The following is a 19,537-nucleotide window of genomic DNA, read 5'->3' as shown; positions in this document are numbered from 1 at the left end:
GCACCAAAATGGCGAAGCGGGCGGAGGAGAAGAGTCCACGAAGCGTCCGCTGCATAACAACGAAAGGGAGAGACACGATGAAACTGATCACCGCACTTTTCGATGGAGAAACGTTTGTCGGAGCCGTGCCGCAAGGAGACGACCGGGTGGTTCATTTGCGCCGCGCCGAACGGACGATGGATGGGACGGAGACGATGCCGGCGACGATGCTGGAAGCGATTGCCCAAGGGGAGGAGTTTCTCGTCCGGGCGCAAAAAGTGGTTGACTGGGCGCTAGGCCATCCGACACCGGAGTACGTTTATCGCCTCAGTGATGTCCGTCTTTTGGCCCCGATCCCACGGCCGGCGAAAAACATTTTTTGCGTCGGCAAAAACTATGTCGATCACGCGCTGGAGCTCGGGGGCGCCGATGTGCCGGAGCATTTGATCGTCTTCACGAAAGCGCCGACAACGGTCATCGGCCATGAGGAGACGATTTTGCGCCATGCTGATGTCACCGATGAGATGGACTATGAAGGGGAGATGGCGGTGGTCATCGGCAAACAAGGACGGGGGATTCGCTGTGAAAATGCGTTGGATTACGTATTTGGATACACCATTGTCAATGACGTGACGGCGCGGGATTGGCAGGAGCGGCACCAACAATACTTTCTCGGCAAAAGCTTCGATACGTTTTGCCCAATGGGGCCATGGATTGTGCCGCGCCGTTTTGTCCCAAACCCCAATGACTTGCGCATCGAGACCCGGGTCAATGGAGAAGTGCGCCAACAAGCGAGCACGAAACAGTTGATTTTTTCCATCGAATCGATCATCGAGACGATCTCCAAAGGCATTACGCTTGAGCCGGGCGACATCATCGCTACAGGAACACCGGCTGGCGTCGGCAAAGGGATGAATCCGCCGCGCTTTTTGCAGACGGGTGATGTCATTGAGGTGACGGTGGAAGGCATCGGCACGCTGCGCAACAAAGTGGGAGAGTAAACGGTGAAAGCGAGCAAGCTCCCATTGATGTTTGAAAGGCGTCCTCTTGAAAGAAAGGGCGTCTTTCGTTTTCGTGAAGTTTGTCAACCGTCTGCCCGCCGTGCTATGATGGGGAGGAACAAGAATGGTTGGAGGGATGGACGTTGACGCATGCCCATATTACGAGCTGGCTTATCACGATTGTTTTGTTTTTCCTTGCGGTGTCGATGGAGCGGCAAGGGGCGGGCAAAGCCAAGATCGTGCAAATGGTGTTGCGGCTGTTTTACATTCTCACGATCGTGACAGGTCTGCTTTTGCTGCATAGCATTGCCTCGATATCCGCGCTATATTGGGTAAAGGCGCTTGCTGGGCTGTGGGTGATCGGAGCGATGGAAATGGTTTTAGCAGCTGAAAAAAAGAGGAAAAGTGCGGCGGTGGGTTGGACGCAGTGGATCATTGCGCTTGCGGTGACGCTGTTTCTTGGTTTGCTGCTGCCGCTTGGTTTTGACTTATTCTAAAGCGAAGCGGCAGCCTTCTATTGGTTGCCGCTTTTGTTGAAGACGAAAATATGGTAATGGTAAAATAAATGTATTTTTTGAATTTTCTGGTGTTATTGGTCAGCGAAGGGGGCCTGGTCGTTTATGCGTTGGTTCTGTTGCCGCCGTGCCGAGGAGTTGGATCGTCTGTTCAGTGAGCATCGTTCTTCCTTGGACGAGCCGCAGTTTATCCAAATCGCCGGCCACGATGCGGGCGAAGTAGATAAAATAGTTGCAGATCTGGTCCGCCGTTGGCCGCGCGCCCATGTGATCGGAATGGCGGGGCCGCTGCCAATGGCCGGAGGGGGGAATATTACCGTTGGCATCGCATCGATGATGTCATCGACCCTTTCATCGCTGGCGCTGCCGGCTGAGGAGTTTGATCGTCCGGACGGATTGGCGGAGCTCATTGCAGGGGAAGCCATTCACCGGGATACGGCGTTGCTTCTTGTGTTTTCTGACCGCCGTTTCGTTTTGCCGTCCTTGCTTCGCCGCTTGCCGATTTCCAACGAACGAATGGCCATCATAGGCTGCGCTCTTCCTGAGGGCAGCGTGTTATTTTCGTCCGACGGTCGGCTTGAGCGCGGGGGAATCGCTGTCTCTTTCAGCGGAACAGCGCTTCGCGGCCACTGTGTCGCACCGTTTTTATGGGAACCGGTCGGCTTGGCATTTTCGATCACGAAAAGCCGCGATCAGCAAATTGACGAGCTTAATGAACAAAAGGCGTCGCTTTATTTGGAACGGTATTTAGGCAAAGAATTTATGGACCGTCTGCCGCTTTCTGGAGTGGAGTTCCCGTTTCTTGTCGAACGAAATGGGCGTGATGTCTGCCTGCCGATCGTCGCCCTCCATTCAGACGGTTCCGTTGCCGTAAGAGGTCACGTCCATAACGGGGAAAAGGTTCGCTTTTCCTATGTTCATGCCCCGTCCCTTTACTGGAGCGCGCGCGACGCCGCCATGCATGCGGCCAAGCAGCCGGCTGAGGGGATGTTCTTTTACTACAGCGCGGCGCTCAGTGGGTATACGCGCCCGCTGTTTGACAGTGTTGTGTCTGCTTTTGGACAGGCTGCATTCTTTCCGGCTGTCGAAGTATTGGTGAAAGACGCACATACAGCGATGCGGCCGGCTGCGTTTGCCGCTGTTTCGCTGACGGAGACAGCGGCATCAGCGGAGAACCGTTTGTCGTTGCCATTGCCGGCGCCGCCGGAAGGAATCATGACGCTGGCCCAGCTCATGTCCACGTCCTCACGCGATATGGAGCGCCTGCATGTTCGCCTGCAAATGTCGGAGCAACGCTACAAATCGTTGTTTGAGCATAACACGGACATTGTCTATTCCACAGATTTGCATGGTCGTTTGACAAGCGTCAATCCTGCCTTTGAACAAGTGCTCGGTTACAAAAAGGAGGAGATTTTGTATACGAATTCGCTCAAATACATTCATCCAAACGACGTTTCCCGCGCCACCCGCTACTTTTACCGAGCGTTGCGCGGAAATGTGCAGACCTATCATTTGGAACTGCCGACGAAATCGGGTGAACGACTTCTTTTCCAAATGAAAAACATTCCGATCATTGTCGATGGGAAAAAGGTTGGCATTTACGGCATTGGCCATAACATTACCGAGCAGAAGAAAGCTGAAGAAAAAATTGCGTATTTAGCTTACTACGATCCCGATACGAATTTGCCGAACCGGACAAAATGGATGGAGCTGCTTTCCGGCCAGCTGGAAAAAGCGAAGCGGAAGAGGCGGAAAGCGGCGGTTGCCTTGATCGATTTGGATCGGTTTAAATGGATTAACGACAGCGTCGGCCATTATGCGGGCGATGACATTTTGCGCCAGCTTGTCGAGCGCATTCGCCGCGTCTTGCCGGTTGGTGCGGAGCTCGGCCGGTTCCACGGGGACAAGTTTTGCCTGCTCTTCCCATTAAAAGCAGAGGACGAGGCGGCGGAAACGTCGCTTTCCATCGTGCGTGAGGTGGCGAAGCCGCTCGTGTACGGGGAAAAGGAATTTTTTATTACAGCAAGCATCGGCCTAGCCGTGTTCCCCGACGATGGAGAGGACGAACATGCGCTGCTTCGGCACGCCGATATGGCGGTCAATATGGCGAAAAAAGGCGGCGGAAACCGGGTGGAGCGCTACTGTGCGCAAATGAACGAAGAAGCGATGCATCGGATGGAAATGGGTGGCCATCTGCGCAGAGCAATTGAGGAGAACGAATTGTTTCTTTGCTATCAGCCGATTGTGGATGTACATACTCGTGCAGTAAAAGCAATGGAAGCGTTAATCCGTTGGCGCCACCCGACGCTTGGGCTTGTGCGGCCGGATGAATTCATTCCTTTGGCGGAAGAGACCGGCTTGATTCATGAGATTGGGCGATGGGTGCTGAAAACGGCCTGCAAGCAGGTGAAGCGATGGCAGGAGATGACAGGAAACGACCAACTTGCGATTTTTGTCAATGTATCCGCTGTTCAGTTTCAGCATGAGCGGTTTGTGGATGATGTCAAACAAGCGCTTCGGCAGACGCGTCTATCGCCGTCGTGTCTGCATCTCGAACTGACCGAACATTCGATGCTCCGTCATCTGTCCAACACGCTGCGGACCATGGATGAACTCAGGAAGCTTGGCGTCGGCATCGCTGTTGACGATTTTGGCAGCGGATATTCTTCGTTTCATTATTTAAAGCGGCTGCCGGCGACGATCTTGAAAATTGACCGGGCGTTTATTGAGCAATTGCATGCGAACGCTTCCGATGAGGCGATTGTCAGGGCGATGATCACGATGGGGCGTGGATTGGGGCTTGAGACGATCGCCGAAGGAGTAGAAACACCAGAACAGCTCGACCGGCTTCGCGATTTGCAATGCACGTATGCCCAAGGGTATGTGATTTGTCCCCCGCTTTTGGCTGAAGAAGTAACGTCGTATGTGACGGAAAAGCAAACATGATCCCCCGCCCGGCGCCGATTGGCGGCGGGGGAGCCGGTGTTCTGTTGGGAACAAAATGGCTTTAGATGGAATGGCCGGCAAGGGAAAACGTTGGCGTCTCGCCGTTGATTTCATCAGTGGTTCAGTTCAGCCAATTTGGGCGCAAATCGCCCGTTCCCCGCTGTTTAGCGTAATTTCAAAACGATCGCTCGGCGTCTGTCCGCGTTCGTAATAGTGATGGACGCTGGCGATTTGTTTCGTGTTGTCATAAATCATGAAATTCACGCCGGATGATTTGGCAAACAATAAGCCGTTGTAGCAATACAAGCAGTCATACAGCGAGAACCCGAGGCTGTTCAGCCATTGAACAAATTGGAAAAAGGTTGAATCAGAAAGCGCGGAGAGCCATTGCTGATAAGCATACGTCAGCCGCTTGCGAAAGCGAATGCGATCGCCGTTCTGAAGAGGAAAGATGCCAAGATCGGTGGCGATGGCGCCTTGTTCTTGCCATTGGCCGGACAACCAATGCCCACCGTGAAACCATTCAATGCCTTGTTCCGCTATTTCTTCTACTAAAGAGGCTTCCTCTTCTTCGTCGTCGAAAAAGATCCATTCATCGTTGACGAACTCCACTGTCCCATACACATACGCCCGCGGTTGTTCCACAATGCATTGCAATCGTTCTTCGATGTTCAAAGTCTCTCATCCTCCTTGTACTCCTCTGTTTCTCCATTTTTTTGCTCATTTATTCGTGTGGAGACCGACATCGGACAATTCATCGAAATGACGGGGGGTGCATAAAATGGAATCATGCCGACGTGGAGAACCATCGTGAATCAAAGGAGCGATCGCTGGAAACGATCGTGAAAAAAGAACGGACGAGATGATGGAAACGGGTGAGAACTTGCCATCTTTGATAAAAAGAAAGGATTGGTTTGTATGTGTGGCATTACTGGCTGGGTTCATTTCGGCCGCAATTTGCGCCGGGAGCGGACGGTCATTGACAGCATGACAGAGACGCTCGCTAAACGTGGACCGGATGATACAAATACGTGGCTGGACACTCATGTCGCCTTCGGCCATAAACGGCTTGTCGTCGTGGATCCGGCTGGCGGCAAACAACCGATGGTTCGGCAAAAAAATGGGTGCCGTTATACGATCGTTTACAACGGCGAACTGTATAATACAGAAGATATTCGCAAGGAGTTGCTGCGTAAAGGATACCGATTTGAGGGTCACTCGGATACAGAAGTGCTGCTTGCCGCGTACATGGAGTGGAAGGAACAATGCCTAGATTGGCTGAACGGCATTTTTGCTTTTGCTGTTTGGGATGAGGAGCGCGAGCAGTTATTTATGGCACGCGACCGGCTCGGAGTAAAACCTTTGTTTTATCGAGAAGATGGCGGGGGGCTGCTGTTCGGCTCGGAAGTGAAAGCCATTTTGGCCCATCCCGATGTAAAGGCAGAAGTCAATTATGAAGGACTCGCCGAAGTGTTCGGCCTCGGACCGTCGCGCACGCCGGGGCACGGTGTGTTTGACGGCATTCGAGAGCTGCGCCCGGCACATGCGCTCACGTTCTCTCGCAGCGGGCTTCGCATTTGGCGGTATTGGAATGTCGAAAGCGACGTCCATCGCGATTCGTTCGAGGAAACGGTCGAAAAGCTGCGCTTTCTATTGACGAATGCGGTCACACGCCAACTCGTTTCCGATGTGCCGGTTTGCACATTTCTATCCGGCGGAGTCGATTCGAGCGCTATTACGGCGATTGCCGCCAATGCCTTCGCGGCAGCTGGAAAAGGGCCGTTGCACACCTACTCGATCGATTATGAAGGGAACGACCAGTATTTCAAAGCCAACGATTTTCAACCAAACACGGATGCGCCATTTATCGAACAGGTGTCAAACAAGTTTCAAACGGTTCATCATCGCTGCGTGATCACGCAAGAAGAACTGTTCCGCCATTTGCATGAAGCCGTCATCGTCCGCGACGTTCCGGGCATGGCCGATGTCGATTCTTCGCTTCTTTGGTTTTGCAAACAAATTCGCGAACAGTTTGTCGTCAGCTTATCAGGGGAGTGCGCCGATGAAATTTTCGGCGGCTATCCATGGTTCCATCGGCCGGACGATTTGTCGCGGAAAGGATTTCCGTGGATGCGTTCGGTCGACGCGCGCATGGGCCTATTAAAGGATGAGTGGCGGCAAAAGCTTCGCCTTGACGACTATGTGCAAATGCGTTATGAACAAACTCTCGCCGAAGTGCCGCGCCTCGAAGGGGAAAGCGCTGAGGAGGCGAAGCGGCGTGAGCTGTTTTATTTAAATATGATTTGGTTTATGACGACACTGCTTGACCGGAAAGACCGGATGAGCATGGGAGCAAGTTTGGAAGTGCGCGTGCCGTTCGCTGACCATCGCATTGTCGAATACGTTTGGAACATTCCGTGGGATATGAAAATGTACGGCGGCCGAGAAAAAGGCCTTTTGCGAAAAGCGCTCGAGGGATTGCTTCCCGAAGAGGTGCTCTACCGGAAAAAAAGCCCCTATCCGAAAACGCACCATCCTCTATATACGAAACTTGTCAAGCAATGGCTTGAGCAGCTGCTCCATGACCGCAATTCGATTTTGCATGAGTTTTTCGACCGGGAAAAATTGACGGCGCTCATTGAAACAGAAGGGAAATTGTTCCAAGTGCCGTGGTTTGGTCAGCTCATGACCGGTCCGCAGCTGCTCGCTTACCTTGGCCAAGTGCACGTTTGGTTCGATCATTACGGCATTCGCATTAAAGAATAAGAGCTGCGCCTGTGCGCAGCTCTTATTCGATTTGGCGGCGCTACGCCATTTTTGCTTGTGGCACCATCGTTTTTTTCATCCAGACGCGCGACCGCCAGCGCCAAAGCATCAACAGCCCGCGCAGCCATTCGTCGGCGATGAACGACAGCCAAATGCCGACGAGGCCAAATCCGAGGGCGATGCCGAATACGTAAGCAATGGTCACACCGACGCCCCACATCGACAAAATGCCCATATAGACAGGGAATTGCACATCGCCAGCGGCACGAAGCGAGCTGATAATCACTAAATTAAATGAGCGTCCCGGTTCAAGGATGATCGTTAACAGCAACAGTTTGCGGCCAAGAACAATCATGGAGCGGTCATCGGTAAAGAGCGACAGCAACGGCTCGGCAAACCAATAGGCGGTTGCGGCCAGCAGCACTGAGATGGCGATGGCGCTGTACAAACTTTTCAAGCAGCGGGCGTAGGCTTCCTCGTATCGCCCGGCCCCGACGAAGTAGCCAACGAGAATTTGCGTTCCTTGGCTGACGGCGATGCCGAATAAAAACACAAACATCATAATGTTTTGCGTGTATACACGGACGGTTAATGCCTCAGAGCCAAGCCATGTAATGAAATATGTAATGACCATTTGCGCCGTATTGTACGAAAGATGTTCCCCGGCTGCCGGAACACCGATTTTTAGCAGTGAGCGCAAATAGCGCAACGGAAGGCGGCGAAACGCCCTTGGTGCGAGCGGAATATTTGTTCGTTTACACAACAAAGCAAGAAGCGCGAGAAAGGCCATGCCACGGCTGGCAGCGGTTGATATAGCAGCCCCTTGGATGCCGAGCGCGGGCAGGTCAAACAAGCCAAAAATGAGGACCGCATTGCTGATGACGTGCAAAACGTTCATGCCAACCGCCACATACATCGTGTCACGGGTGAAGCCATAGCTTTTCAAAATGGCGCTGACAGTCATCATCAGCGCTTGGATGAACAAAAATCCACCGACAATCGCCAAATAATGGGTTCCTTCATCGAGCAGCTCGGCAGGCAAATCCATCATCCGCAAAATCGGCTCGCTGAATGCGGAGAGAATGGCGCTTAAAAACAATCCGAACAACAAATTGGCTACAAGGGATACAAGCGATACATCAACAGCTTCCTGCTCCCGGCGGGCCCCTAAATATTGAGCAACAAGCACCGCCGTCGCTAAAGCAACGAAGTTAAACAGCACGATCGTTAAAGCGATGATTTGGTTCGCCACCCCGACAGCGGCGACGGCATGATCGGAGTATTGGCTGAGCATGAATGTATCGGCGCTGCCCATCACCATATAGAGCAGCGTTTCAATGAAAATCGGCCAGGTCAACGAAAACAGCGACCGCGCGTTGGCCTCCTGACGCATAATTGAGACAACTCCTTTTTCTTATTCCGACTTGAACGATATATCCAGTTTAGCTAGTTTATTGCATAATAGAAAGAGAAAGAAGCGATTTTGCTTGCACATTTCCGACAAGAAGAGAGGAGAGGCTGATGGACTCTGTCACATTTTCTATGCCGCCGCTGCCGGTATTCATCAAAGGGGCGGAAAGTGTGTTTTCGGCCGGAAAGCGACATGTTCGCCGAACGTTTTCGGTCTTCGATTTGCTTTATGTGAAACAAGGATGCTTATATATAACAGAAAACGGGCGCGAGTTTGCGGTTGGCAGTGGACACTATTTGTTGTTGATCCCGGGGAGGGAACATTACGGGCACCGCCCATGCGAAGAACATACGGAGCTGGTTTGGCTTCATTTTTTGCTGCCAGACTTTGCGGTCGTTTCCGATTGCGGTGTCAGCCGGCAGACAGTGATAGAAAAGGAGGCGACATACACCGAGCCGATCCAATACCGGCTCTCCATCCGTCAATATGGCGAAGTAAAGCAGCGCGAGCGGGTAGAACAAATGCTAAGTCAAATCGTGGAACAAAACATTCGGCGGGATATCGATCAGCCGCTCCGGCAGCTGCTGTTGTTCATCGACTTCCTTTGGCACTTGCAAAAACAGGAACTTTCCGTCCCAAGCGCATCGGAACAGGTCAGCGCCGCCGCCGTTGTGTATATTGAAAAACATTTTAGCGAGCCCATTACACTGGACATGCTTGCACGGGAGCTCCGGTTTCACCCGGACTACATCACCCGCTGCATGCAAAAAACGATCGGCATGGGATTTAGCCGCTACTTGGCGCATTATCGGCTGTCAAAGGCAAAGCAATGGTTGGCGGAGACAAACGAGACGATCGAGGCGGTCGCCAAGCGGGTCGGCATTGACGATGGCGCCTACTTTTCGCGCCTGTTTAAAAAGATGGAAGGAATCACGCCGACTGAATATCGGCGCATGGCGCGGCGTAATTGACCTCCTTCTATGACGTTGGTATTAGGATGGGGACGGTCGGCAAAAAATCAAACCGGTGCAGCTTGTCCGCTGCACCGGCAGCCGATATGTAGGTCCGTAACCGCCCGCTCAGTCGCCTTGCCAGTTTTCGACCGCGTAAAGCACAAACCCGTACGGCGGCAAGGAGACGCAAAGTGTTTCCGCCTCTGCGGCAAACCGCTCCCCTGTCAGGAGGTTGACCAGCCATTTTCTCCGCGCATCGATCGGCATGGGGATTTCTGCTGCTTCGTTGCTCCGGTTGATGATGATCATGACTGTTTCATTGCCATCCGTTTTTTCATAAACAAGATGGTTACCTTCATCATCGGCGGCGAGAAAAGCGACATCGCCGCGCCGAAGCGCCCGATATTGCTTGCGAAGCGCGATGAGTTGCTTGACATGTTCATACAGTTCTTTGTTTTGTTTCTCTGGATCCCACACCATGCATTTTCGGCATTCCGGATCGTTTCCACCCGTCATGCCGATCTCATCGCCGTAGTAAATGCACGGCGAACCAGTGAAAGTGAGCTGGAACAAAAACAACAACTTCGCTTTGCGGACGTCGCCGCCGCAAACAGTGAGGAGCCTTGGTGTATCGTGGCTGCCAAGCAAGTTAAACGCCGCCTCGTTGACCTGTTTTGGATAGGAATGAAGCACATGCATCAATCGGTCGGCAAACTCGCTGGCGCTCATGTCTTCTTTGGCGAAAAAGCGGAGCGCCGCGTCCGCCAACGGATAGTTCATGACGGCGTCAAACTGGTCGCCGCGCAGCCACGGCATCGCATCATGCCAAATCTCGCCGAGAATGTACACATCGGGCTTTAGCGCCTTCACCGCCTGCCGGAACTCACGCCAAAACTGATGGTCGATTTCGTTCGCCACATCGAGCCGCCAGCCGTCAATATCAAACTCGCGAATCCAGTACGTCGCGACATCAAGCAAGTAGCGCTTCACTTCCGGATGGGCGGTGTTGAGTTTGGGCATTTGCGGCACGAACGCAAACGTGTCGTAATTCGGGCGCGGCTCCGTTTGGAGCGGAAACTCGCGAATATGGAACCAATCTTTATACTTAGACGCTGCGCCGTTTTTTAACACATCTTGAAACGGGACAAACTCATAGCCGCAATGATTGAAGACAGCATCGAGCATGACGCGGATCCCTTTTTCATGGCAGCGTTGAACAAGTGTTTTCAACGTCTCTTTATCTCCAAAGTGAGGGTCGATTTCAAAATAATCAGCGGTGTCGTATTTATGATTCGACGGCGCGCGGAAAATCGGCGTCAAGTAAATGCCGGTGATGCCGAGATCAGCCAAATAGTCAAGGTGATCGATGATTCCTTGCAAGTCGCCGCCAAAAAAGCTTGTCGGCGTCGGGTCCTCGCTTCCCCATGGCCGCGCCCCTTTCGGACTGATGGCCGGGTTGCCGTTGGCGAACCGCTCGGGGAAAATTTGATACCATACTGTGTCTTTTACCCAGTCCGGGGCTTGGAATAGGTCGACCCGATGAAGAAAGGGGAAGCAAAAGTAGTAAGCGGTGTCGTCGCTCGGAGCTTCATGGTAAAATCCTTTTTCCGTATAGACCAGTTTCTCGCCCCCAGCTCGAAGCACAAACCCATAGCGCAGCCGTCGATATGGCGGCTTGACTTCGGCGAGCCAATAGTCAAACAGCCCGTCGCTCCCTGTTTTCCTCATCGGCATCGTTTGAAACTGCCAGGAGCCATCGTGCCATTCGTACGGATCGCCAAAAAGCAGCTCGACGTGGTCGACATCATTTTTCTTTGTTTGAAGCCGGAGATGGAGCGTCTCGCTGTCATAAGCATAAGCGAAATGGTCGGTTGAGCGGTGGTGAATGGCTTCTTTCCTCATTCGCTTTTCCTCCTTTGTTATCCGAAGCAATCGTTTGCATTAATACTTCGCTATAATAAAAAGTACGTTAAGAGAAAAGAAAAGTCAAATTTTATAGAAAAAAAGGCTTGTAAAATGAAAAATAGGCGTTATAATGGAGATGAACGGTGCAATCGTTTTCATGGAAAGGATTAAAATTTATTTGTGCAAACGTTTGCCTTATGATTGTACCGCTAAGATTCCGTCATGGTGACAGGAGGGGGATTATGAGAAAAGCGTTATCTTTATTTCTCATGGCCGTGTTGTTGATTGGCGTGCTGGCTGCCTGCGGTCCGAAGCGCGATGTCCAGCAGCCGAAAGGAAACGACCAAAAGACGGCGGAACAGGCCAAAAAACCAGAGAAACTCGTCGTGTGGGTGAACGATGATGAAAAACAAAAACAAGCGCTGAAGGATATTTTTCAAAAGTACACCGAAAAAACCGGAATCAAAATCGAAATGGTGGCCGTCAGCATGCTCGACCAGACGAAGAAACTGGCGCTTGACGGCCCGGCGGGCAAAGGGCCGGACGTGTTCTATCAGCCGCATGACCGCATCGGCGACATCGTGCTGCAAGGATTGGCCGACCCGGTCGACCTTGGCGATGTGAAAGGCGAATACAGCGAGACCGCCGTCAATGCGGTGACGTATGACGGGAAAACGTACGGCGTCCCGATGGTCGTCGAAACGTACGGCGTGTTCTACAATAAAAATTTAGTACCGGAAGCGCCGAAAACGATGGATGATTTGATGAACATCGCCAAGGAAAAAACGAATGCGGCGAAAGATCAATACGGCTTTCTAATGGAAGCGGCGAACTTCTATTTCGTTTATCCGTTCTTTGCCGGCTACGGCGGCTATGTGTTTAAAAATGAAAACGGCAAATACGATACGAGCGACATCGGGCTTGCGAACGACGGGGCGGTCAAAGGTGCGGAGCTCGTCCAGTCGTGGTTTAAAAACGGCTATATTCCGAAAGAGATCACGGGCGATATTATGAACGGGCTGTTTACAAAAGGAAACGTGGCCGTCGTCATCACCGGTCCGTGGAACATTGCGTCGTATAAAGAAGCGTTGGGCGACAAATTGGCGACCGCGCCGCTGCCGGTGTTAGACAACGGCGAGCATCCGAAATCATTTGTCGGCGTGAAAACATGGATGCTCTCAGCCTATTCGCAAAACAAAGAATGGGCGGTTGATTTCATGAAGTTTGTCACGAACGAAGAAAACTCGCTCCATTACTATGAAGTGGCGGGGGAAATGCCGGCGAATGAAAAAGCGTTGACGAATGGGAAAATTACGAATGATCCGTTGATCGCCGGCTTTGCGGAGCAAATCCAATACGGCGAGCCGATGCCGAACGTGCCGGAAATGTCGCAAGTGTGGGAGCCGATGGGCAATGCCTTGCAATTTATCGCCAAAGGCGACAATCCGAAAGCGGTGCTGAGCGAGGCGGTCAAAACGATTCAGGATAAAATTGCCGCCAGCGGCGCCGGGAAATAACGATTGAGATCGCGGTGGATAGGGATCGCCCTATCCACCATTGTCATCTATATCGAGAGGGGGAGTTAGCATGCCGGAAGCAAACGTCCGCCATCGGCCGGCGGTGGCGATGGCGCTGTCGCTGTTGTTTGCCGGCCTTGGACAATTGTACAACCGCCGGTACATCAAAGGGCTTTTGTTTATCGTCATTGAAGCGTCTTTTTTGATCACCTTTTACAATTTTTTAAACATCGGGCTCTGGGGGCTTGTGACGCTGGGAGAAATCCCGATGCTCGACCATTCGATTTTTCTCTTGATTCAAGGATTGGTTTCTGTCATCATCATCGCTTTTGCCGCCGCTTTGCATATCGCCAACATCATCGATGCGCGCAACGATGCCCGCCGCCGGCAGCGCGGCGAGCCGTTTCCATCGCTGATCGAATCGTGCCGTCATGCGTGGGATCGGGGATTTCCGTACATCTTTGTGACGCCCGGGCTCGTGATGCTGTTGTTTATCGTTGTGCTGCCGCTGTTGTTTATGGTGTCGCTCGCGTTTACCGACTACAACTTGTACCACTCGCCGCCGCGGCATTTGTTGAATTGGGTCGGGTTTGAAAATTTCAAGAACTTAGTGTCGATTCCGATTTGGAAAAGCACGTTTTTCAGCGTTCTCGCGTGGACGATCGTTTGGACAGTTGTTGCAACGACAATGCAAATCGCTCTTGGGCTGTTTTTGGCTTTGCTTGTCAACGATCCGCGCATTAAGTTTAAGCGGTTCATCCGCACGGTGTTGATTTTGCCGTGGGCTGTGCCCGCGTTTGTCACAATTTTGGTGTTTGCGGCGATGTTCAACGACAAATTCGGTGCCATCAACCGCGAAGTGTTAAGCTTGTTTGGATTGTCGATCCCGTGGATGACCGACCCGTTTTGGACGAAAGTGGCGCTCATTTTGATTCAGACGTGGCTTGGCTTCCCGTTTGTATTTGCCTTGTTTACTGGCGTTTTGCAAAGCATTTCCCGCGATTGGTACGAAGCGGCCGACATCGACGGAGCGACGCGCTGGCAAAAGTTTCGCTCGATCACCTTGCCGCACGTGCTGTATGCGACGGCGCCGCTGTTGATTATGCAATATGCCGGCAATTTCAACAACTTTAACATCATCTATTTGTTCAATGACGGCGGCCCGGCGGTGCGCGGACAAAACGCCGGCGGCACCGACATTTTGATTTCTTGGGTGTACGATTTGACGTTTACGACAAACAATTACAATATGGCGGCGGCGATCTCGCTCATCATCGGCTTGATCGTCAGCGGGTTTGCCATTTACCAGTTCCGGCGCACCCGTTCCTTTAAAGAGGAGGGGAACATTTGATGAACCGAAAATGGAAATCGCACATGGAAGTCGCGCTTATTTATTTGTTTATCGCCTTCATGTTTGTCGTCATCGCCTATCCGCTCCTTTGGACGATCAGCATGTCGCTCAATCCAGGAACAAGCCTGTATTCGGCATCGCTCATCCCAGAGAAGTGGACGTTCGAGCATTATAAATGGTTATTTACCAGCCCGCAGAGCGATTATTTGCTTTGGTATAAAAACAGCTTGTTTGTCGCTGCAGCCAACGCGGTGCTGTCAGTCTTGCTCACGGCGCTCATCGCCTATGCGTTTTCGCGCTACAAGTTTGTCGGGAGAAAAACAGGGTTGTATTTATTTTTAGTCCTGCAAATGTTTCCGTCGCTCATGGCGATGGTGGCGATCTATATTTTGTTAAACATGCTTCATTTGCTTGATTCGCTTTGGGGGCTCATCCTCATTTATGTCGGCGGACAAATTCCGTTTAACGCGTGGCTTGTCAAAGGCTACTTTGACACGATTCCGCGCGAGCTGGACGAGGCGGCGCGCATCGATGGGGCCGGCCACTTCGGCGTCTTTTTCCGGATTATGCTGCCCTTAGCCAAGCCGATTTTGGCTGTTGTCGCCTTGTTCAACTTTATGGCGCCGTTTACCGACTTTTTGCTGCCGTCGATCGTCTTGCGCGATCCGGATAAATTTACGCTGGCGGTCGGGCTGTTCAACTTTATCAGCGACCGGTTCGCGAACAACTTCACCCGCTTTGCCGCCGGCTCGATTTTGATCGCCGCCCCGATTGCCATTGTCTTTTTGTTCCTGCAGCGGTATTTAATTTCCGGCTTAACAGCTGGTGGCACAAAAGGGTAAGAACCGCTATCATAATAATAGTGGGCTGACCCGTTTCCATATGGACAAACAGACGGCAAAGGAGGGGAAGGAAATGGGGAACCGGCTTTGCGCGCTGCTCATCCTTCCGTTCCTTCTTTTTTATGCTTCGCCGGCTGCGGCAGCGGAGAAAGAAGAACGGATGTGGCAAGATGAAGCCATTTATTTCATTATGGTCGACCGGTTTAACAATATGGATCCGACCAATGACAAGGACGTCAATGTCAACGATCCGAAAGGGTATTTCGGCGGCGACTTGAAAGGGGTGACGGCGAAACTCGACTACATCAAGGAGATGGGATTTACCGCCATTTGGCTGACGCCGATTTTTAAAAACATGCCGGGCGGGTATCATGGCTATTGGATTGAAGATTTTTACCACGTCGATCCGCACTTTGGCACGCTGGGTGATTTGAAAACACTCGTCAAAGAAGCGCATAAGCGCGATATGAAAGTCATTTTGGACTTTGTCGCCAACCATGTCGGTTACAACCATCCGTGGCTGCATGACCCGGCGAAAAAAGACTGGTTCCACCCGAAAAAAGAGATTTTCGACTGGAACGACCCAACGCAGCTTGAAAACGGCTGGGTGTATGGACTCCCGGATTTGGCGCAAGAAAATCCAGAGGTCAAAAAGTATTTAATTGATGCTGCCAAATGGTGGATCAAAGAGGCCGACATTGACGGCTACCGGCTCGATACGGTGCGCCACGTGCCGAAATCGTTTTGGCAGGAGTTTGCGAGAGAAGTCAAATCGGTGAAAAAAGACTTTTTCCTTCTCGGTGAGGTATGGAGCGATGATCCGCGTTATATCGCTGAATATGGAAAGTACGGCATCGACGGCTTTGTCGATTACCCGTTGTATGGCGCGGTGCAGCAGTCGCTTGCTAGGCGCGATGCGTCGTTGCGCCCGCTGTATGACGTCTGGGAATACAACAAAACGTTTTACGACCGACCGTATTTGCTCGGGTCGTTTTTGGACAACCATGACACCGTCCGCTTTACGAAGCTAGCGATTGACAACCGCAACAACCCGATTTCACGCATTAAACTGGCGATGACGTATTTGTTCACCGCCCCTGGCATCCCGATCATGTATTACGGGACAGAAATCGCTATGAACGGCGGCCAAGATCCGGACAACCGCCGTCTGATGGATTTCCGCGCCGACCCAGTCATCATCGATTATTTGAAGAAAATCGGCCCGCTTCGCCAACAGCTGCCGTCATTGCGGCGCGGCGATTTTACGTTGCTATATGAAAAAGACGGCATGGCGGTGTTTAAACGGCAATATGAAGATGGAACAACGGTCATCGCCATTAACAACACGAGTGAAACGCAGCACGTTCATTTGACGAACGATCAGCTGCCGAAAAACAAAGAGCTGCGCGGCTTTTTATTGGACGATTTAGTGCGCGGCGATGACGACGGCTACGACCTTGTGCTCGACCGCGAAACGGCGGAAGTGTACAAGCTGCGGGAAAAAACCGGGATCAACATCCCCTTTATCGCGGCGATTGTCGCCGTCTACGCGCTCTTTCTCCTATTTTTGTACTTAGTGAAAAAACGGGCGAAACGGATTCATGAATAAATGAAGGAAAGGAGGGAGCTTATGACCGTTACGATTAAAGATGTGGCGAAAAGGGCCAATGTCGCGCCGTCGACCGTCTCGCGGGTGATCGCCGACAGCCCGCGCATCAGTGAGAAGACGAAGCAGCGGGTGCGCGAGGCGATGAAAGAGCTTGGCTATCATCCGAACTTTATCGCCCGCAGCCTCGCGAGCCAAACGACGCAAGTCATCGGCATCGTCATGCCGAGCTCGGCCGACCAAGCGCTGCAAAACCCGTTTTTCCCCGAAGTCATCCGCGGCATCAGCAAAGCGGCCCATGAAAAGCGGTACGCCTTGCAAATGTCGACCGGGGAAAAAGAAAACGACATTTACGAGCGAGTGGTGGAGATGCTGCAAGGACGGCGCGTCGACGGGGTCATTTTGCTTTATTCACGGCAAAACGATAAGCTCATGAAATACTTGCAAAAGCATGACTTTCCGTTTGTCGTCATCGGCAAGCCGCACCAAAAGGCAGAACAAGTGACCCATGTCGACAACGACAACGTGCAGGCGGGAAAAGACGCGACGAACTACTTGATCGCCCATGGCCATGAACGGATCGCTTTTGTCGGCGGCAATCCGCAATATTTGGTGACCGTCGACCGCCAAAGCGGTTACGCTGCTTCGTTGCATGAAGCCGGGCTGCCGTACCGCTCGGAATATGTTGTCTATGAAGAATTTCTGCAAGAAGGCGGCCAAGAGGCGATGAAGGAGCTTCTTTCTTTGCCTGAGCCGCCGACTGGGCTCGTTGTCGCCGATGATCTCATGGCGCTCGGGATGCTTAAAACGCTCGATGAAATCGGCCTTCGCGTCCCGGAAGACGTGTCGATTGTCAGCTTCAACAACACGCTGCTTGCGGAGATGTCGCGCCCGCCGCTTACCTCGGTCGACATCGGCATTTTCCAGCTCGGCTATGAAGCGGCGAAAAGTCTAATCGAAAAAATCAATAACCCAAGTGAACCGATCAAGCGCATCATCATCCCGCACCGGCTCGTTGAGCGGGGGTCGTGTGCGGGGAGGTAGTCATTTGGTGAAGCAGTGAACATATCCCTGTCAAGTAGACAGTGTGAAAAATCCCCACTTTCTTCAGCTGCTCGCAGGGTAGTGGAAAGAGGAAACGTTGTCAAGGAAAGCACTTGACAACGTCCCCTTCATTCCACTTCATCGTTGGCAAGCTGAAGAAGGAGATCTTGTCAGCCGTTCGTCTGCTAGGCTGCCTTGGTGATTCGGTACCTACCGGGCTGAGGCAACCTAGCTTTTTTTGAAACCGTTCATGATGATAAACTCATATTTCGCACCTTGGTAGAGCGGAACAAAAGGATTTTTTATTCAGTTTTTTAGCATAACTTTTAAACCAACACCAAAAGCGATGGCATCCTTTTTTTACCATCGTTTGTCATTCTTTATCCCGTTAGACGTAAATGCTCTCGTCCATCCCTAATCCTTGCAAAATCCTTCGCTGCTCGTACGTGAGCGGCTGACCTAACGCGCGTTGAATTCGTCCATCCGGCAGTTCCAACAGGACGACCCTAACGTACCAAAACAATTGAAAAATCGCTTGTCCGGTCGGTCGGGTCAGTTTCCGACCTCCCGCGCCCTTTCATGGGCGTTCCGGGGTGATGAACGGACGCACCCGGCGCTGGAAGACACGGTAAATCGCCAAGGCCAACAGAAACAAATAGCCCAATACCGCGACTCGTTTCGGTTTTTTCACGTAAATCTCATCCGTAAAGAACGGGTCTTTCAAGAAAGAAAAGTTCATTTCCACCGAGATTTGCCCTTTATACAACTTCAAGATCTCTTTCGCATCCATCGGCTGACCTTTCCATTCCTCCGGAACGGTCGTGACAAGGACAAACCGGGACGCTTTCCGTCTTGCCTGTTCCCACGCATCTTGGTCGAATTCCACATTCAAGCGGAGGGCGTACACCGTCTCCATGTCCAGTTCCGCCCCTTTTTTCGGACGTCCGCGCCGTTTTTTCGGGCGCACGATCGCTTCGACCGACGCCTCGACGCGATGGAACCGGAGACGAAGGGACGCCTTTAGAGATGCTAGGGCTTGTTCGGCGTCTTCCCGACACGAAAACAGACGGCTTTCCCACTGGGTTTGTTTCTGCCGAAGAAGCTCCGCTTCTTGGTTTCGCTCTTTTTCGAGCGTCTTTCCTTTTCGTTGGTCGAGCGCGCTGGATTCAACGACGATCAACCGAACCGAATGACCTTCGTACGTCGATGGCGTTTCCCACACCCGATACGTGGCTCCGTTTTTCTCTGCGAAGGAGAACGGATCGCTCCACGGCGTGTCTTGGGCATCGGCTTCGGTGAGCGCGGTTTTGACGATCCGAAGCGAAGAAGGACCTCTTGTGATCAAAAAGGCGTTGGCGGCCTTTATTTGCGCCAGCGTGTCTTTCGTCATGGCCGCAGAATCGGCTACGTCAATCCATTCGTCTTCGATTTTGGCCTGCTTCAGCTGTTTCTGCACACGGGACCACACCTCGGGATTCCACGTTTTATCCGGCAGGTTGCCGTCGTGTACAGGTCAAGTCCAAATTATTGTGTAAATTCCCCTTTGATAGACAACATGGACCTGATGGCTTGACGTATAGTAGGCAAGTCCGGCAAGTCTCCCTGCCGGTCGCCTTCCCGGACCAATGATCATGTTGTCAAGGAACAGGCGTGTCAAGGAGCTTTCGCGGCATATCCTCGCTTCGCTCCGGTATTCCACGT

General features: G+C 52.1%; 13 protein-coding genes and 1 pseudogene. 10 read left to right on the top strand and 4 right to left on the bottom strand.

What is annotated here, in order from left to right; translation table 11 throughout:
- Positions 1–77: 77 nt before the first annotated feature.
- The 3 genes from LG52_RS12325 to LG52_RS12315 all read left to right on the top strand — a co-directional run bounded on the left by LG52_RS12325 (position 78) and on the right by LG52_RS12315 (position 4,441).
- Positions 78–980, top strand: coding sequence for a fumarylacetoacetate hydrolase family protein (locus LG52_RS12325; protein ID WP_044732165.1), 903 nt, complete (start codon positions 78–80; stop codon positions 978–980).
- 143 nt (positions 981–1,123) lie between these two features.
- Complete coding sequence (locus LG52_RS12320) at positions 1,124–1,477, top strand: YisL family protein (RefSeq protein ID WP_044733240.1); 354 nt, start codon at positions 1,124–1,126, stop codon at positions 1,475–1,477.
- Between the two features lie 123 nt (positions 1,478–1,600).
- Positions 1,601–4,441, top strand: a complete 2,841-nt coding sequence (locus LG52_RS12315; RefSeq protein WP_044732164.1) for an EAL domain-containing protein — start codon at positions 1,601–1,603, stop codon at positions 4,439–4,441.
- Between the two features lie 126 nt (positions 4,442–4,567).
- On the opposite strand, the gene LG52_RS12310 is transcribed toward LG52_RS12315, so the two are convergent.
- The gene (locus LG52_RS12310) at positions 4,568–5,116 is read right to left on the bottom strand and encodes a DUF2777 domain-containing protein (protein ID WP_044732163.1); all 549 of its coding nucleotides are present in this window, start codon (positions 5,114–5,116) and stop codon (positions 4,568–4,570) included.
- A 243-nt stretch (positions 5,117–5,359) separates the two neighbouring features.
- Here LG52_RS12310 and asnB point away from each other — a divergent pair, with 243 nt between their 5' ends.
- Positions 5,360–7,207: an asparagine synthase (glutamine-hydrolyzing) gene (gene asnB, locus LG52_RS12305; protein ID WP_044732162.1), complete on the top strand. Its 1,848-nt coding sequence runs from the start codon at positions 5,360–5,362 to the stop codon at positions 7,205–7,207.
- A gap of 40 nt (positions 7,208–7,247) precedes the next feature.
- On the opposite strand, the gene LG52_RS12300 is transcribed toward asnB, so the two are convergent.
- Positions 7,248–8,600 carry an MATE family efflux transporter gene (locus LG52_RS12300; RefSeq protein WP_044732161.1) on the bottom strand — a complete coding sequence of 451 codons (1,353 nt, stop codon included), beginning with the start codon at positions 8,598–8,600 and terminating at the stop codon, positions 7,248–7,250.
- Positions 8,601–8,728: 128 nt separating this feature from the next.
- Here LG52_RS12300 and LG52_RS12295 point away from each other — a divergent pair, with 128 nt between their 5' ends.
- A complete protein-coding gene (locus LG52_RS12295) occupies positions 8,729–9,589 on the top strand; it encodes a helix-turn-helix transcriptional regulator (RefSeq protein WP_044732160.1) in 861 nt (286 codons plus the stop codon).
- A gap of 108 nt (positions 9,590–9,697) precedes the next feature.
- Here the strand turns inward: LG52_RS12295 and LG52_RS12290 are convergent, their stop codons facing one another.
- A complete protein-coding gene (locus LG52_RS12290; RefSeq protein WP_044732159.1) occupies positions 9,698–11,473 on the bottom strand; it encodes an alpha-glycosidase in 1,776 nt (591 codons plus the stop codon).
- A gap of 245 nt (positions 11,474–11,718) precedes the next feature.
- Here LG52_RS12290 and LG52_RS12285 point away from each other — a divergent pair, with 245 nt between their 5' ends.
- The 5 genes from LG52_RS12285 to LG52_RS12265 all read left to right on the top strand — a co-directional run bounded on the left by LG52_RS12285 (position 11,719) and on the right by LG52_RS12265 (position 17,836).
- Positions 11,719–12,993 (top strand): sugar ABC transporter substrate-binding protein, encoded by a 1,275-nt coding sequence (locus LG52_RS12285; RefSeq protein WP_044732158.1) that lies wholly within the window; start codon positions 11,719–11,721, stop codon positions 12,991–12,993.
- Between the two features lie 70 nt (positions 12,994–13,063).
- Entirely contained in the window at positions 13,064–14,344 is a 1,281-nt protein-coding gene (locus LG52_RS12280) for a carbohydrate ABC transporter permease (RefSeq protein WP_044732157.1), read from the top strand.
- Positions 14,344–15,186 carry a sugar ABC transporter permease gene (locus LG52_RS12275; RefSeq protein WP_044732156.1) on the top strand — a complete coding sequence of 281 codons (843 nt, stop codon included), beginning with the start codon at positions 14,344–14,346 and terminating at the stop codon, positions 15,184–15,186. Before LG52_RS12280 ends, LG52_RS12275 begins: the two co-directional genes overlap by 1 nt.
- A gap of 73 nt (positions 15,187–15,259) precedes the next feature.
- Positions 15,260–16,795: an alpha-amylase family glycosyl hydrolase gene (locus tag LG52_RS12270; protein WP_044732155.1), complete on the top strand. Its 1,536-nt coding sequence runs from the start codon at positions 15,260–15,262 to the stop codon at positions 16,793–16,795.
- Complete coding sequence (locus LG52_RS12265; RefSeq protein WP_156133407.1) at positions 16,796–17,836, top strand: LacI family DNA-binding transcriptional regulator; 1,041 nt, start codon at positions 16,796–16,798, stop codon at positions 17,834–17,836.
- Between the two features lie 388 nt (positions 17,837–18,224).
- Here the strand turns inward: LG52_RS12265 and LG52_RS12260 are convergent.
- Positions 18,225–19,346, bottom strand: a pseudogene (locus LG52_RS12260) (IS1634 family transposase); the annotation flags it as partial.
- Between the last annotated feature and the right edge of the window lie 191 nt (positions 19,347–19,537).

The sequence above is a fragment of the Geobacillus kaustophilus genome, assembly GCF_000948285.1.
Taxonomy (GTDB): Bacteria; Bacillota; Bacilli; order Bacillales; family Anoxybacillaceae; genus Geobacillus; species Geobacillus thermoleovorans_A.
This window is presented reverse-complemented; position numbering and strand designations above follow the sequence as displayed.

What these genes read in the sequence shown, in the direction of transcription:
- LG52_RS12325 (WP_044732165.1), top strand. Translation starts at nt 78, where the DNA reads ATGAAACTGATCACCGCACTTTTCGATGGAGAAACGTTTGTCGGAGCC.
- LG52_RS12295 (WP_044732160.1), top strand. Translation starts at nt 8,729, where the DNA reads ATGGACTCTGTCACATTTTCTATGCCGCCGCTGCCGGTATTCATCAAA.
- LG52_RS12285 (WP_044732158.1), top strand. Translation starts at nt 11,719, where the DNA reads ATGAGAAAAGCGTTATCTTTATTTCTCATGGCCGTGTTGTTGATTGGC.
- LG52_RS12265 (WP_156133407.1), top strand. Translation starts at nt 16,796, where the DNA reads ATGAAGGAAAGGAGGGAGCTTATGACCGTTACGATTAAAGATGTGGCG.
- LG52_RS12315 (WP_044732164.1), top strand. Translation starts at nt 1,601, where the DNA reads ATGCGTTGGTTCTGTTGCCGCCGTGCCGAGGAGTTGGATCGTCTGTTC.
- LG52_RS12280 (WP_044732157.1), top strand. Translation starts at nt 13,064, where the DNA reads ATGCCGGAAGCAAACGTCCGCCATCGGCCGGCGGTGGCGATGGCGCTG.
- LG52_RS12270 (WP_044732155.1), top strand. Translation starts at nt 15,260, where the DNA reads ATGGGGAACCGGCTTTGCGCGCTGCTCATCCTTCCGTTCCTTCTTTTT.
- LG52_RS12275 (WP_044732156.1), top strand. Translation starts at nt 14,344, where the DNA reads ATGAACCGAAAATGGAAATCGCACATGGAAGTCGCGCTTATTTATTTG.
- asnB (WP_044732162.1), top strand. Translation starts at nt 5,360, where the DNA reads ATGTGTGGCATTACTGGCTGGGTTCATTTCGGCCGCAATTTGCGCCGG.
- LG52_RS12290 (WP_044732159.1), bottom strand. Translation starts at nt 11,473, where the DNA reads ATGAGGAAAGAAGCCATTCACCACCGCTCAACCGACCATTTCGCTTAT.
- LG52_RS12300 (WP_044732161.1), bottom strand. Translation starts at nt 8,600, where the DNA reads ATGCGTCAGGAGGCCAACGCGCGGTCGCTGTTTTCGTTGACCTGGCCG.